General features: G+C 64.2%; 11 protein-coding genes and 3 pseudogenes. 11 read left to right on the top strand and 3 right to left on the bottom strand.

Annotation, left to right across the window (positions count from 1 at the left end; translation table 11 throughout):
* The first annotated feature begins 133 nt into the window (after nucleotides 1–133).
* Nucleotides 134–1,384 (top strand): aconitase X, encoded by a 1,251-nt coding sequence (locus E5X88_RS29740; protein ID WP_292167527.1) that lies wholly within the window; start codon nucleotides 134–136, stop codon nucleotides 1,382–1,384.
* Complete coding sequence (locus E5X88_RS29745; protein ID WP_292167529.1) at nucleotides 1,381–1,803, top strand: DUF126 domain-containing protein; 423 nt, start codon at nucleotides 1,381–1,383, stop codon at nucleotides 1,801–1,803. The genes E5X88_RS29740 and E5X88_RS29745 overlap by 4 nt, the downstream gene beginning before the upstream one ends.
* Here the strand turns inward: E5X88_RS29745 and E5X88_RS29750 are convergent.
* Together E5X88_RS29750 and E5X88_RS29755 are read right to left on the bottom strand one after the other, a co-directional pair.
* Nucleotides 1,800–2,885, bottom strand: a complete 1,086-nt coding sequence (locus tag E5X88_RS29750) for a siderophore-interacting protein (RefSeq protein WP_292167531.1) — start codon at nucleotides 2,883–2,885, stop codon at nucleotides 1,800–1,802. The two genes, E5X88_RS29745 and E5X88_RS29750, sit on opposite strands and share 4 nt — an antisense overlap.
* Nucleotides 2,886–2,887: 2 nt before the next feature.
* On the bottom strand, nucleotides 2,888–5,020 hold the full coding sequence (locus tag E5X88_RS29755; protein WP_292167533.1) for a TonB-dependent hemoglobin/transferrin/lactoferrin family receptor: 2,133 nt from the start codon (nucleotides 5,018–5,020) through the stop codon (nucleotides 2,888–2,890).
* A gap of 186 nt (nucleotides 5,021–5,206) precedes the next feature.
* Between E5X88_RS29755 and E5X88_RS29760 the strand changes: the two genes are divergently transcribed.
* From E5X88_RS29760 to E5X88_RS29795, 7 genes and pseudogenes are all read left to right on the top strand, one after another.
* On the top strand, nucleotides 5,207–6,157 hold the full coding sequence (locus E5X88_RS29760; RefSeq protein WP_292167534.1) for an ABC transporter substrate-binding protein: 951 nt from the start codon (nucleotides 5,207–5,209) through the stop codon (nucleotides 6,155–6,157).
* Between the two features lie 400 nt (nucleotides 6,158–6,557).
* The gene (locus E5X88_RS29765; RefSeq protein ID WP_292167535.1) at nucleotides 6,558–7,145 is read left to right on the top strand and encodes a thioredoxin family protein; all 588 of its coding nucleotides are present in this window, start codon (nucleotides 6,558–6,560) and stop codon (nucleotides 7,143–7,145) included.
* Nucleotides 7,146–7,188: 43 nt separating this feature from the next.
* A complete protein-coding gene (locus tag E5X88_RS29770) occupies nucleotides 7,189–8,823 on the top strand; it encodes an FAD-binding protein (protein WP_292167538.1) in 1,635 nt (544 codons plus the stop codon).
* Complete coding sequence (locus E5X88_RS29775; RefSeq protein ID WP_292167541.1) at nucleotides 8,820–9,146, top strand: ferredoxin family protein; 327 nt, start codon at nucleotides 8,820–8,822, stop codon at nucleotides 9,144–9,146. The genes E5X88_RS29770 and E5X88_RS29775 overlap by 4 nt, the downstream gene beginning before the upstream one ends.
* Nucleotides 9,147–9,163: 17 nt before the next feature.
* Nucleotides 9,164–9,993: pseudogene (locus tag E5X88_RS33770) on the top strand (ABC transporter ATP-binding protein).
* An 11-nt stretch (nucleotides 9,994–10,004) separates the two neighbouring features.
* Nucleotides 10,005–10,910 (top strand): annotated as a pseudogene (locus E5X88_RS29790) (ABC transporter permease).
* Nucleotides 10,911–10,962: 52 nt separating this feature from the next.
* On the top strand, nucleotides 10,963–11,997 hold the full coding sequence (locus E5X88_RS29795) for an aliphatic sulfonate ABC transporter substrate-binding protein (RefSeq protein ID WP_292167545.1): 1,035 nt from the start codon (nucleotides 10,963–10,965) through the stop codon (nucleotides 11,995–11,997).
* 62 nt (nucleotides 11,998–12,059) lie between these two features.
* On the opposite strand, the gene E5X88_RS29800 is transcribed toward E5X88_RS29795, so the two are convergent.
* Nucleotides 12,060–13,091 (bottom strand): LacI family DNA-binding transcriptional regulator, encoded by a 1,032-nt coding sequence (locus E5X88_RS29800; RefSeq protein ID WP_292167547.1) that lies wholly within the window; start codon nucleotides 13,089–13,091, stop codon nucleotides 12,060–12,062.
* Between the two features lie 600 nt (nucleotides 13,092–13,691).
* Between E5X88_RS29800 and E5X88_RS29805 the strand changes: the two are divergent.
* Both E5X88_RS29805 and E5X88_RS29810 read left to right on the top strand, forming a co-directional pair.
* A pseudogene (locus E5X88_RS29805) lies at nucleotides 13,692–13,970 on the top strand (sugar ABC transporter substrate-binding protein); the annotation flags it as partial.
* A 110-nt stretch (nucleotides 13,971–14,080) separates the two neighbouring features.
* Complete coding sequence (locus tag E5X88_RS29810; RefSeq protein ID WP_292167549.1) at nucleotides 14,081–15,070, top strand: extracellular solute-binding protein; 990 nt, start codon at nucleotides 14,081–14,083, stop codon at nucleotides 15,068–15,070.
* Nucleotides 15,071–15,076: the final 6 nt, after the last annotated feature.

Raw genomic sequence — 15,076 nt, forward strand, 5'->3', positions numbered from 1 at the left:
CCTCAGCTTTCTCGGTCGGGGCCGAATGGACAACCTCCTGAAGGCTCACAGCTAGATCAGGCCGTTGGACTTGCCAGCCGGCCCGCAATCGGGGAGAGCATGATCGGGCATAGTGCGGGAAGCGGAATACCCGATGACGCTTGAACTGAATGCGGGCGACCAATCGATGCTGCAAGGCGCGCACGGCCCGGCCGCTGCTGCCGCCATGAAGATTCTGGTCGCGTTTTCCAATGCGGTCGGGGCGCGCAAGCTGCTGGACATTGCCGGCGCCCATATCGATGGCTGCCTCTATCACGGCAAGGCCGGCCTCGATTTCGTCGAGAGGCTGGTCGGGGGCGGCGGTCGCGTCCTTGTGCCGACAACGCTGAACGTCGGCTCGTTCGATCTCATCCATCCCGGCATGGTGAAGATGCCGGCCGCGGAAGAAGTGCCGGCGCGGCGGTTGATGAAGGCGCATATCGAGCTCGGCTGCCAGGCGACCTTCACCTGCGCACCCTATCAGACGCGGTTCCGGCCGGCTTTCGGCGAGCAGATTGCCTGGGGCGAGTCCAACGCCATAGTCTTTGCCAATTCGGTGATCGGGGCGCGGACCAACCGCTATGGTGATTTCATCGACCTGTGCTGCGCCATGACCGGGCGCGCGCCGGCCTGGGGGTTGCATCTGAGCGAGAACCGGCGTGGCCGGATCCTGTTCGAGCTGACTGACGCTGCTTTCGAGCCGACCGACGCCCTATTCGTCGGCGTCGGACTGATCGTCGGGCAGGCGAGTGGCGACTGCGTTCCGGTGATATCAGGCCTGCCGCAGCCGCGCGACGAGGACCAGTTGAAGGCGCTGGGCGCGGCGGCGGCAACGACGGGCGCCGTGGCGCTGTTCCATGCGGTCGGCATCACGCCGGAAGCAAAGACGCTCGACGAGGCGTTTCACGGCATGGCGCCGGACGAGACGATCCGGATCTCTCGCGCCGACATCAACCATGCACTGGCCAAGCTGTCGAGTGTCCCCGATGGCGCGCCGCTTGTAGCCGTCTCGCTGGGCACACCGCATTTTTCTCACGACGAGTGGATGCGCCTGCTGCCGATGCTGCGCCATATCGCGCCGGGCAGGGGCGTCCCCATCTACGTCAATACCGGACGTGCCACGCTGACACGATTGCAGGACGAGGGCGCACTGGCCGGCATGGAGGCGTTCGGCCTGATTCCGGTCGCCGACACCTGCACCTATGTCACCGCCATCCTCGAGCGCCTCGACGGCGTGGTGATGACCAATTCCGGCAAATGGGCGCATTACGCGCCTGGCAACATCGGCGTGTCCGTCGCCTTCGCCGACATGAGGGATTGCATCCGTTCGGCGGCCGTGGGCCATGTCGTGCGGAGCGTGTCATGACGACGCCTATCGAACGCACCGGCATTTTCCAGCTGGCCGGCTCGGCACAAGGCTCGGCACTGGTGTTTTTGCAAGCGCTCAGCTTCTGGGGCGGCATCGACTCCGAAACGGGCGATATCATCGACCATTCGCATCCTGGCTTTGGCGAAAACGTCGCCGGCAAGATCTTGGTGATGCCGAGCGGGCGAGGCTCGTCGTCCTCGTCCTCGGTTCTGGCCGAGGCGATCCGCAGGGGCACCGCGCCGGCCGGTATCCTCCTGGAGCGGCCGGATCCGATCCTTGCTGTCGGCGCGATCGTCGCAGAGTTCCTCTACGATATCAGCATGCCGCTGGTTGTCTGCGATATATCCGGCATTGTCTCCGGCGACAGGGTCGCGATCGGCCTCGGAGAGGATGCCCGGGCGATCATCAGGATCTAACCCGCCATCAGTCCTGCTACGTCACGCCGCCAATAGGCCGCAGCCAGCGTATGGTCGCGGCCGAGCCCCAGCGTGCCGCGCCAGTGCTCGCGAACGATTTTCGCCGCGGCCGCTTCGGCGGCGAACCAGCCGAAGGCCGAATCGTTTTGTGGCCACGCCACCGCGCGGACGGCATCGGCGAGCCGCTGGTCTTCGCCCGCCGGCACGCCGTTTCTCAAAAACCAGTGCATCTCGATGCCGGTGGCGTTGTCTATGGGTTGCCTTTCAGCCTCGTCGGCGACCTCGATGAAAGCCATGCCGCTTGTCTCGGCGGGCAAAGTCTCCAGCATCCGCGCCAGCGCCGGCAGGCCGGTTTCGTCGGCACCCATCAGATACCATGATGCCTGCCGCACCGGGCGGCCGACCGGACCGATGATGCCGACCTTCATGCCGGATGCCGCTTGTATGGCCCAGGCGGCGCCGACGCTCTCGCCGGGATGGACAAGGAAGTCCACGTCGATGACGCCGTTCGCCACGTCGAGCGCGCGGATGGTGTAGACGCGCGCCACCGGACGCCTGTCATCCGAAGGCCAGGCCGGCAGGCCATTGCTGCCGAGCACAGGCCAAAGCGGATTGGGGGCCTCCCTGGTCGGAAACAACATGCGGATGTGCATGCCGCCGAATTTGACGAAGCGAGAGAGATCCTCGCCGGCGAAGCGGATGCGGCGCATATGCGGTGTGAGATCGCCGACATGGGTGACGGTCATCTCGCGAAACTGGGCGAGGCGGGTTTCCCCGGCGAGATCGCCGGTCCAGACGATCTCGGGGTTTTCTTCCCTGGCATAGACCTCGACTGCAGTGGCCAGCAGGTCCTTGATGCGGGCGAGACCGTCGCGATCGGCGGCATTGGCCCGCATCACCAGCCGCTCCATGTCGAAGGAGGCGCCGCCGAAGGCGAAGCGGAAATCGAGCCGCTGCCCCTCTTGCGTGGCATCGGCCTCGAAGCTTTGCAGCCTATCGCTGATACGGTCGATGTAAAGCGGCAGGTTGCGCAGGTTCAAACGCGCTTCGCAGGCCAGTCCGCTCACTGAAGCTTCCGTCACGCTCACCCTCCGATCCTGCCTGTGAGCGCCACCTTGAAGGTGCGGCCCTTGCCCTGTTCCGTTGCCGCCGATGTCGACCAGGCGCTTTGCGGGTCGGTGTAGGCGGTGTTGAAGATGTTATCGACGCCGAAATCGAGCTTGGCGTGGTCGTTGACGCGCCAGTTGGCGAAGACATTGACCAGCTCGAAGCCGTCATTGACGACCGGCGTGGCATTCGGATTGGTACGGCTGGTGCGCGTGATCTCGCCGACGCTGATATATTGCGCGCCGACGGTGAGCTGGTCTTCCAGCATGCGGAAGCCGATGGTGGCAGCGAACCGGTCGAGCGGCGTGTTGTTCAGCGCCTGGCCGGAGTAGACGCCGCTGACGATCTTGGCGTCGATCAGCGCACCGGCAAGGTTCACGAAGCCCCAGTCATAGTCGTAGACGATCTCGGCTTCGATGCCCTTGAGCCGCGCATCGCCGATGTTGATCGCCGTGCGTGGCAGGACGGTCAGGTCGACGTCGATATAGTCCTCGATATCGGTGTGGAAGACATTGACCTTGGCGCGCACCCGGTCGCCAGCAGTCAGCACATCGTCATACTTCAGATTGACGCCGGTTTCCCAGTTCTTCGCCGTTTCGGGCTGGAGAAGCAGGTTGGGCACGTAGCTGTCGCCACCGCCATGCGCGCCGCCGCCGCGATAGACGTCCTGTAGGCCCGGCGCCCGGTAGCCTTCGGAATAGGTGCCGTAAAGCTGGAGGCCTTCGAGCGGGGTCACGCCGACGGTGAGGCGCGGCGACCAGCGGTCGCCCGACATCGAGGCTTCCTCCGGCGGCAGGGTTTTTGTTTCACCGTCGAGCTGGTAGCCGTCATAGCGGATGGCGGCGATCATCTGCAGCCAGTCGCTGTAGTCGCCCTGCCATTGCAGGAAGCCGCCATAACCCTGCTGTTCGCCGGCGCCGAAATGCGCGGCTTCCGACGAGGCCTCAAGATAGTAATAATCGAGCCCGTAGGTGAGGGTGTGGGCCATCTCCCTCGCGTCGAAGCGCGAGGAGTTCTTCACGTTGAAGCCTGACGTGGCGACGTCGTAGTAGCGGAAATTGCCGATCGCCGACACCGGCCAGACCTGCGTCTGCTCAGCGCGCGTGCGGTTGTGGTAGGCATTGGCGCTGAAGTCGATCAGCTCGTTGTCGTCAGGCTTCCAGGTATAGGCGGCCGTGTAGGTCTGGTTGGTCGTGTTGGTGTCGTAACGGCTCAGCGTCGGCGAGGTCGAACCGCTCGATCCCGTGATCTGGTCGTTGAAGCGCTGCAGGATCGCGCCGAGCTTGAGTTCGTGGCCGTCGGCGGGGCGCAGCGTCGCCTTCATATAGCCGCTGGTAATGCTTTCGCCGGTCCACGGCACCGTGTCGCCATTGCCGTCAGTATAGCTGTCGCGGTCGCGGTAGATGAGGTTGCCGATGATGTCGGCATCGTCGCTGAAGCGGTAGGCGCCGGTGGTGCTGGTGGTGAAGCCGTCGCCATTGTCCTCATAGCCGAGCTTTTCGCTCAGCGCCCAGCGCTCCTCCTGCTTGAGGAAGTCGCCGGCGTCCTTGGTCTCGAAGGAGACGACGCCGCCAATGCCGCCCGAACCATAGGCGTTGGACACCGGGCCGCGAATGACGGTGGCTTCCTTGACCAGGTCGGGCTCGACATAGAACGAGCCGGAACCGTGGCCGACACGCCAGTAATCCTGGCGGGCGCCGTCGAGCGTCACCACCACGCGGCCATACTGCTCCAATCCGCGAATGTTGATGGCGGTCGCCGGATCGTCGCCATTCATCGAGGCGGCGACACCGGGCGTGGTGCGGAAGATGTCGGCGGCGGTGTCAGGCTGGATGCGGTCGAGATCTTCCTGATCGATGGCACTGATGGCGGCCATCGATTCGATGACCGCCGTCTTGATCATCGTCGCCGATATTGTGATCAGGTCGAGCACGGTCGGCTCGTTCTGGCCGGTTTTAGCCTGCTGGGAGGCCTTGGCCGGCCGGTCGGCCTTGGCGGCGGCGCCTCGCTTCTGCTCCTGCTGCGCGGCGGCGGGCGGCGCGGCACAGAGGCCAAACGCGAAGGCGAGCGCTGTGCTGGCCATCAAGGTCTTGTTGCTTGTCAGTCTCATGCGATGCCGCCCCGTGAAAAAGCAAAGATTGCTGGCGGCGGCCGTCGGCCCTGGCTGGCATGATGGAGAAGCCTCGACCGGCGGGTCGGGCAGGGGCTACTTATTAAAACATGATGACATTAGTCAACTTTAATTTTATAGGCCACGACCATCATCGATGACTCTCAAGCGCAGGAGCGAAACGGCATGGTCGGCAGTCATAGCGGGCGCAGGCAGATGCGCCGGTTTCAACCGGGCAGGGTGGTCGCCGTCCTCCTGCTGGCGCTGTCTGTTCTTGCGCCGTCTTGTGGGTTCAAGGCGCTGGCCGCCGAGATGGTGGTCGACGCGCTGGGGCGGACGATCGCGACCGGTCCGGGAACCAGAATCCTGACGCTCGGTTCCGACGTTACCGAGATCGTCCACGCGCTGGGCGCCGGCGAGCGGATCATCGCCGTCGATCGCGGCAGCAAGTATCCCGCCTCCGTCGCGCAAAAGCCCAATGTCGGCTACAGACGCCAGCTCTCGGTGGAAGGGTTGGTCGCGCTTCGCCCCGATCTGATCCTGGCGGCCGAGGACAGCGGGCCCCCGGAGGCCATCGAGGTGCTGAAGTCGTTGGCGATACCAGTCGTCTTCGTGCCGGAAGACAACAGCCCGCAAGGGATCGAGCGGAAGATCACGCTGATCGCCGCCGCGCTTCGCCTCGAGGACAAGGGCAGGGAGGTTTCAAGGAATGTGCTCGACGCCTTCCGGTCAGCCACCGATCTCGCCGCGAAAATTGCACCCGAGCGCCGCAAGAAGGTGGTGTTCTTCCACGGTCTCGTGCGGCTAAGTGCTGCCGGCGCAGGCACCGCGGCCGACGCGATCATCCACTACGCGGGCGGCATCAATCCGATGGCCGTGGTGCAGGGCTACAGGGCAGCGTCGGAGGAAAAGCTGATCGAAATGGCGCCCGATGTGATCCTGATGATGAGCGACGGCAAGGGCGGGCCTACCGCCGAGCAGGTGTTCGGAACGCGCGCACTGAGCGCCACGCCAGCGGCGGAGACGAAGGCGCTGATCGTACTGGACGGCGCCTATATGATCGGTTTCGGCCCGCGCACCGCCGATACGATCCGCGACCTGGCGCAGGCACTTTATCCGGAGGCGGGCGCGGACTAGCGTGTTGATGTTCAGCCGTCTGGCCTGAATCTCAGCACACCCCAATGTCAGCACACCCCGATCTCAGCACACCAGGGTGCTGAAGCCAATCGGCTCATGGGCGTCGTCGCCCAAGGTTGACCGCTGCGATCGTCGGGTCGTTGCCAGGCAGTCACCATTGCCTCTTGCGCGCTCCATCGCGCCGTTTTTCTCCGGAGCGCTTGTCGGCCGAACAAAGTTGCCGGGTGGGGCCCAAACATTGGCACGATATTCTCTCCCCCGCGCTTGACGATAAACGCGCTTAGCAGCCTATAATTCTACTAAGTTCATAGACTAAATGTATTTGGATGACCGGGCGTTCGCCTTCACGGCTGACTGAGCGAGGATGCCGCAATGCTGAACGCCCAAAGGGAGAACCTCGATGCCGAAAACCGAATCCAACCCTATCGATCTCGGCACCAAAGCCGCGGATTTCATTCTACCGGATGCCGATGGCGTGCTGCACCGACTGGCCGACTTCGATGCCAAGCCGGCGCTGCTCGTCGCCTTCATCTCCAACCGTTGCCCGTTCGTCGTGCTGATCCGCGAGGCGCTCGCCGCCTTCGCCAGGGACTACGCAGACCAGGGCCTTCAGGTGGTGGCGATCAACGCCAACGATCATAAGGCGCATCCCGAGGAGACGCTGGCCAGGATTGGCGAGGAGGCGCAAAAGTTCGGCTATGACTTCCTCTATCTCAAGGACGCGTCACAGCAGACGGCGAAAGCCTATGGCGCAGCCTGCACGCCTGATTTCTTCTTATTCGGTGCCGACCGGCGGCTCGCCTACCATGGTCAGTTCGACGATGCGCGGCCGGGCAACGGCAGGCCGGTGACGGGTGCTGATCTGCGCGCCGCTGTCGACACTGTGCTGGAAGGCGGAACGCCTGCCGCCGAGCAGGTGCCGTCGATCGGTTGCAACATCAAGTGGAGCACCGGCAACGAACCGGTGTGGTTCTCCAAGGCGGCCTGATAGCTGCTCCTGCCCTCCGCCAATTGCCTTTTCGTGAGTGATCATGCCGAAGACTGCCACAGCCGCCAGATCCGCTCCCGAAAGGCTGCATCTCACCGCCGACGTGCTGGTGCTGGGCGGTGGCCCGTCAGCCGCCTGGGCGGCGGTGGCCGCAGCCGAAAGCGGCGCCACCGTGGTGCTGGCCGACAAGGGTTATCTCGGCACCAGCGGCGCCACCGCGCCGTCGAACACCGGCACCTGGTGCGTTCCGCCGGGCGACAACAGGCACGCGGTGGTCGAGCGGCGCTGGCAGCGCACCGGCGAACTCGCCGACCAGCGCTGGATGCTGCGCTGCGTCGACACCGCGTACCGCAATCTCCTGCAACTTTCCGAATGGGGCTATCCGTTTCCGAGCGAGGATGACGGACGGCTCTACATCGCCAATCTGCGCGGGCCGGATTACATGCGCTTCATGCGTCGCAGGGTGCTGCTGGCTGGCGTCACCGTGCTGGACCATCACCCGGCGCTCGAACTCCTGTCGGACGGCGACGCGATCGTGGGTGCAGCCGGGATCGGTCGCCAGATCGAGCGCGACTGGCGTGTCGACGCCAAGGCCGTTGTGCTGGCGACCGGTGGCTGCGCTTTTCGTGAGCGCATTCTCGGCTCGACTGGTCTCACCGGCGATGGCTATCTGATGGCGGCAGAAGCCGGCGCCAGCCTGTCGGGCATGGAGTTCACCGGCAAGTACACACTGGCACCCCATGGCTCCTCGCTAAACAAGGGCCTGCCGTTCCGCTGGGCGTCATTCCACCGTGAGGATGGATCCGCGATCCTCGGCCCGACCGGTGAGCCATTGCGCAACGGCATTGGCGAGCGCGAGGAGGAAGTGGCGCGCGCGCTGATCGAGGGGCCGGTCTATGCGCGGCTCGACCAGGCCGAACCCGCGCTGCAGGGCTGGCTGCGCCAAGGACAACCAAATTGCTTCGTGCCCTATGACCGCGCCGGCATCGATCCCTTCGCCGATCTGTTCCGCGTCTCACTGCGTGCCGAAGGCACGGTGCGCGGCACTGGCGGCATTGACATCGTCTCCGACGACTGCGGCACCGGCGTGCCCGGCCTCTACGTCGCCGGCGACGCCGCCAGCCGCGAGATCATGACCGGTGCAGTTTCGGGCGGTGGCGCCGTCAATTCGTCCTGGGCGCTGGCCAGCGGCTGGTGGGCGGGCAAGGGCGCCTCGACCCATGCCAGGCGCCGCGGCGGCAAGGCGTTCCGCAATGAAGTGCGGCCGCTCGGTCAGGCCGGCCTGCGCCCGGCGGCATCGCCGCGTGCCGACATCGCGGCACGCGAGATCATCGAGACTGTGCGCGCAGAAGTCGTGCCATTGGACAAGAATTTCTTCCGCAGCGGCGCTGGCTTGGAAAAAAGCGGAGAGCGGCTGGAGAGCGTCTGGCGCGATGTACGCGACCATCTGCAAGGCGAGGGGGTGGAACGGATCCGTACACGCGAGGCCGCGTCGATTGCTGCTGCCGGTCGCTGGTCGGTCGCTGCCGCGCTTCATCGCAGTGAGAGCCGCGGCATGCATCGCCGCACCGATCTGCCGGGCAAGAGCCCGACCCTGGCGCATCGGCTGGTGCTCACTGGCGTCGATGACTTTCGCATTTCCGGAGCGCCCGAACGGCTGGCGGAGCTAGCGTCATGATCGAGATCGTTTCGGCCACGCGCTGCGTCGAATGCGACATCTGCGTCAAGGTGTGCCCGGCCAACGTCTTCGACGCGACCAAGGACGGCGCGCCGGTGATCGCCCGCCAGGAGGACTGCCAGACCTGCTTCCTCTGCGAGATCTACTGCCCGACCGACGCGCTCTATGTGGCCGAGACCGCCGAAGGGCCGACCGGCATCAGTGAGGCGGAAGTCGAGGCGCGTCATCTGTTCGGCGGCTATGCCCGCGCGCTCGGCTGGAAGCGCGGCAAGGCCGGCGGCTCACAATTCGACCCGACGCACCGCATCCGCGTGGCGCAATAAAGCGATCGGAGACAGGCATGGACCGCATCGTCGTTAGCGACATCAAGAAGACCTTCCAGCTCAAACCGGGACAGTTCATCACCGTCGGCGGCGAGGCGACCGATCGCGTCACCGTGCTCGACGGCGTCGACCTCGCCATCCGCAAGGGCGAGTTCATCACGCTGGTTGGGCCGAGCGGGTCGGGTAAGTCGGTGTTGCTCGACATCATCGGCGGGTTGACGCAGGCGACCAGCGGCGCCGTCCAGCTCGATGGCAGGCGGATCACCAGGCCCGACCCCAAGACCGGATATGTCTTCCAGCAATACGCGCTGTTTCCCTGGCGCACGGCGCTGGCCAATATCGAATATGCGCTGGAAGTGCGCGGTGTCGCCAAATCCGAGCGCACCGCCACGGCCCGCCATCTTCTGTCGCTGTTCGGCCTCGCCGGTTTCGAGGACCGAACCAGCTTTCCGGCGGCATGCAGCAGCGTGTGGCGATCGCGCGCGCACTGGCCAGCAACCCGGAAGTGCTGTTGATGGACGAGCCCTTCGCCGCGCTCGACCAGCAGACGCGCGAAATCCTGCAAGGCGAGCTGCTGAGGATCTGGGGCAAGATCAAGACGACGGTGATCTTCGTCACCCATTCGATCGACGAGGCGATTTTCCTTGCTGACCGGGTGGTGGTGATGACCGCGCGTCCGGGCACGGTGAAGGAGATCATCGACATCGACCTGCCGCGACCGCGCGACGGCGACATCCGCGCCAGCGCAGCCTTCAACAATCACCGCGCTTGCGTCTGGGACGTACTGCGCGACGAAGTCAACAAGGCGCAGAAAGACTGGACGCTGTCGCCGGCGTTCAGCCACTGAGGAGTTTTGGCATGGCCTATCTGACCGAAAAGTTTGGCCCCGCTGGCGGCTTTCATCCGTTTGCCGGAGCCGGTGAGGCGGTGGCCGCCGCCAGGGGTCCCGGCAATCAAGGCCCGTGCTGCCGCGCCGCGCGCAAAGCGCAGCAGGCGAGGAGCCAGCTTCGGCACCTTCATCTACGGTCTGCCGCTGCTCGGCCTGTTCTTCCTCACCTCGCGCCGCGGCTTGACTGGCTGAACCGCATCTTCTTCCCGCCGCTGAGCGAGGTGCTGGTCGCATGGTGGGAGTTGCTCGCCTCCGGCGTGCTGGTCGAGCATATCGGTATCAGCCTGCAGCGCGCGGCCATCGGCTTTGCGCTGGGCGTGATCGTGGCCATCCCGCTCGGCCTGCTGATGGGGCGCTACTCGCTGTTCGAGAAGGTCTCCGACCTTTTGGTGCAGACGCTGCGCAACACCTCGCAATTCGCTCTGCTGCCGGTGTTCATCCTGCTGCTCGGCATCGGCGAGGAATCGAAAGTGGCGATCACCTTCTACTCCTCGGTGTTCTTCCTCCTCGTCAACACGATCAGCGGCGTCAAATCTGTCGATCCGTTGCTGATCAAGGCGGCGCACTCCATGGGGACATCCGACTTCGATCTGTTCCGCAAAATCATCCTGCCCGCCAGCATCCCGTCGATCGTCGCCGGCGCGCGGCTCGGCGTGAAATCCTCGCTGTTCGCGGTAATCGGCGCCGAGATGCTGGCCGCCAAATCCGGCGTTGGCTTCCTCATCCAGAACTCGCAACTGATGATGGAAACGGCCGACATGTATGCCGGCATCCTGACGCTCACCGTGATCGGCCTTGTCGTCAACTACCTGCTCGTCTGGTTCGAGCGCTGGGCAACCGCGTGGAAGGGCCAGTCCGAGACCTCTCTCATTTAAGCCAGCCTTCATCCCAATCAGGCCATTCATCCCAATCAGGAAGGGGTTTCAGATGTCCAGCATACCGTTCGACGCAGTTCGCAGGTTGCTCTTGCAAGGCACCATTGCCGTGGTCGTCGGGCTCGGCGGCGTCCCTGTCTTTGTCGCCCCTGGCTTTGCGCAGGACAAGCCCGATGTCATCCGTGTCGGCAGCACCGCGCCGGGGCACCTCAAATTCATCCTCGCGCAGCAGGACGGCTGGTGGGAGAAGGAATTCGCCAAGGACGGCATCAAGGTCGAACTGGTGACCTTCAACGGCGGTTCCGAGGCAACGACCGCGCTGGCGACCGGGGCGATCGAGTTCACCTATACCGGCAACAACCCGGCACTGCGCGTCGCGGCCTCCGGCGCCGACGTCAAGCTGATCGGCCTGTCGAGCTATGTGAAGTCCGGTGGTTCCTACATCGTCGTCAAGACCGACTCGCCGCTGAAGACGCTGCAGGACCTGAAAGGCAAGAAGGTCGCCTATCTTACCGGCACGGTGCGGCATTCGAATTTCAGCAAGGCGCTGAACAGCGTCGGCCTGACGACGGCCGATGTCGAGGGACTGAACCTGCCCTTCGAGGCATCCGGCCCGGCATTGCTGCGCGGCGACATCGACGCCATCGTCGAGACCGATTCGACGGCTGCCAAGCTGGTCGACACCGGCGAGGCCCGCGTGCTCTACGACACCAGCACGCATCCGGAATGGAACGTGCCGAACGTTATCTCCGTCAACGGCACCTTCGCTGCGAAATATCCCGATCTCGTGAAGCGGCTGCTGAAGGTCGACATCGAGATTTCGCGCTGGGCCGACGCCCATCCCGACGAAACGATCAAGACCTTCGTCGAAGCGACCAAGTCGTCGGAGATATCCGTGCGCAAGACCTACGCCGATGGTGTGTTCCACCAGGATCCCAGGCTGACCGACGATGCGATCGCGGCGCTCAAGGGCGAGGAAAAGTTCATGGCCGGCGCGGGGCTTTTGAAGGGATCGGTCGACTACGGCAAATGGGTCGACAAGAGCTTTGTCGACGGCGCCTATACCGAAGTCGTCGCCGTCCAGTAGGACGCTCGTAGCGTTCGGGGCTTGCACGCCGACCGGCGCAGCCGGACATCCCGGAGCTCCGTTCAGATCTCCGGGATGCTCTCCCTGAAAATCACCTGCAGCCTCGGCTGATGCAACTCGTAAGGCAAGCCCCTGACCGCATGGGTCAACGCGTTGAGCGCTTCGCGCGCCTCGACGCGGGGATTCTGGTCGATGACCGCATCGAGCGTGCCGTCGAGCAAAAGGTCCTTCGTGCCTTCCGTCACCTCATGGCCAAGGAACACCGTAGACAGCGCGCGCCCTCGCTCCTTAAGCGCGCGGGCGATGCCGGTGTTGCCGGCGCCGACATTGTAGATCGCCGCCAGATCCGGATGTCGATCGAGCAAAGCGGAGGCCTCGGAATAGGCCTTTTCCCGATCGTCGAGCATCTCGCGCATCTCGACGATCTGCAGATTGGGCGATTCCTCCGTCAGGATGTGGCGGAATCCCATCTCGCGTTCCTCATGGCCGCGATAGGAGAGCGATCCGGCGAACAGCGCAACCTTGCCCGGATGCCCGGCGCCCATGAAGCGGTTGAGCAGATAGCCGGCGAGCCGGCCCGCGGCGCGATTGTCGATGCCGATATAGGCAACCCTGGGCACATGCAGGATGTCGGACGCGATGGTGACGACCTTGACGCCGCTGGCCGACAGCGAGCGGATCGCCTCGCGCACCGTCGGATGGTCGAGCGCGATGACGCCGACGCCTTGCGTTTGGCCGTGCAATTCCTGCAGCAGGCGAGCAAGCCTGTCCGGATTGAAGCCTTCAATGGTGGCGACACGCACGTCGAGATCAGGCCGCGACTGTGCCTGCGCCTCGATATGCCGGTGCAGCATCTTGATAAAGGAATTGGTGCCGGCGGGCAGCGCGAAGTCGAGCCTTATGACATCGCCGGGCAGTGCGTTGCGCGGGGGCGAGCTGTTCGAATTCTCTGCGATGTAGCCAAGCCGCTGCGCCGTTTCGAGCACGACCTCGCGGGTGCGCGCCCTGACCCCGGCGCGGTTGTTGAGCACACGGTCGACCGTGGCGGCTGAAACGCCGGCTTCCCGGGCTACGTCTGTCAGGGTGGACCGCACAGTCGATCACCTCACTGCTAGTGCACTAGGAACGCATCAAATGCGCTTTACGGATGGATGCCGGACGATGGCTTCATCGCCATCCGCGATTCTGATGGGAAATGATGTATCCGGCCTTGGCCGATGCGCAAGCCGGCGCGCTACACCAAATCACTGAACCGGGCCGAAAAGGGTTGCCCCGGCGCGTGGTCCCCTCAGATTCAAGCAGCGGGTGCCGTGTGATGACCTCGTTGGACTGCATTTTCTCCCTCGATTGCGATGTTATGACGTGTTTTGATTATTTATGATGTTGACAGCGTTCCCGCGGTGCCGTCAATATCCATCATGAGGGCCGTGGAGGAACAAGGCCCCGAGGGAGGATTTCCAATGTCTGATATGATCCGCATGTCGCGGCGCCGCTTGCTGGCGTCCGGTGGAAAGGCGGCTGTGCTTGGTGCCGCAGCAGGTATCGCGCCGAAATTCATTCGTCCCAGCCGCGCCTATGCGGCCGATGCGCTCGCGCCGGGCATGATCGGCGGCCCGACGGGCTTCGATGGTTCTGAGCGTTATCAATATGGTCCCGATACGCCGGAAGGCCGCGCCATCGAGGCGGCCAAGGCGATGAAGGGCGCCGGCAAGGCGCCGGCCAAGATCGTGCTCGGCCTGTCCGACGGTTCGATCGGCCAGTTGACGCAGCCATTTCCCGCCGGCGCGCCTTCGATCAAGGACCTGTGGGAAAAGGAAACCGGCATTCCGCTCGAGATCGTCGGCGTTCCGAACGGCCAGGAATTCACCAAGACGATGCAGGACATTTCCACCAAGGGTGGGGCCTATGACATCTACGCGGTCGAATGGAACCGCCTAGGCGACCTCGCCGAAACCGGCGGCATCCTGAAGCTCGACGACTTCGTCGCCCAGTACAAGCCGGAATGGGACGATCCCGAACGCGGCTACGTCAACGGCGCCAAGGGCGTCTCGCTGCTCAACCAGTATCGCGGCTCGACTATGGCGTGTCACTGGACGGCGATTTCCAGACCTGGGTTTACCGCACCGATCTGTTCGGCGACGCAACCGAGAAGAAAGCCTTCTCCGACAAGCACGGCTACGAGCTGGCGCCGCCGAAGACCTGGAAACAGCATGACGAGATCGCGGCCTTCTTCCAGCGCCCGGACAAGGGCCTGTTCGGGTCAACCGATCTGCGCAACCAGGGCTGGGGCTACACCAACTGGTATCAGCGCTATGTCTCGATGGCTTCGCCCAACCAGTTCCTGTTCGACGATACCGGCAAGCCGCTGATCAACTCGGAGCAAGGTATTGCGGCGACCAACGAGTATATCGCATCGCTGGCCCATCATTCGCCGGATGCGATCTCCTGGGGCTGGCCGGAGCAGTATGGCAATTTCGCCAAGGGCGGCGCCGCCATGACCTGCGCCTTCTCCAACCTGCCGAAATTCCTCGACAATGCCGGCAACAAGGATTCAGCTGTCACCGGCAAGATCGGCTCGATGCTGCCACCCGGCCGCGAGATCGATGGCAAGCTGATCAGCCGCTCGGTGCTGTGGCTCAACCTGTCGGCCTCGGTCTCCTCGCAGGCCAAGAACCCGGAGGCCTGTTATCTCTTCCTGCAGTGGCTGGGATCGAGCCGCATCTATGCCTGGATGACCGCCAATCCGGGCGGCTATTTCGATCCGTTCCGGCTGTCGGATTTCTCCGATCCGCTGGTCCGCCAGACCTACCACGCCTACCACATGGACGTGGTGCGCGAGACGGTCGCCCGCACCGTGCCGACCATCAACTATCCCGGCGCCACCGCCTTCCACAATGCGCTGGACGAGAACCTCGTCGCAGCGCTTACCAAGGCCAAGACCGCCGAGCAGGCGATGGCCGATACCGAAGCGGAATGGAAGAAGATCGCCCGGCGCACCGGCGAGGAGAAGCTCCTCGAAGCCATCAAGACCAACAAGGAGGCCTGGCCCACCGTTCTCGATCCGATCAGCTGATCCTCC

Source organism: Mesorhizobium sp. (assembly GCF_004962245.1).
Lineage (GTDB): Bacteria > Pseudomonadota > Alphaproteobacteria > Rhizobiales > Rhizobiaceae > Mesorhizobium.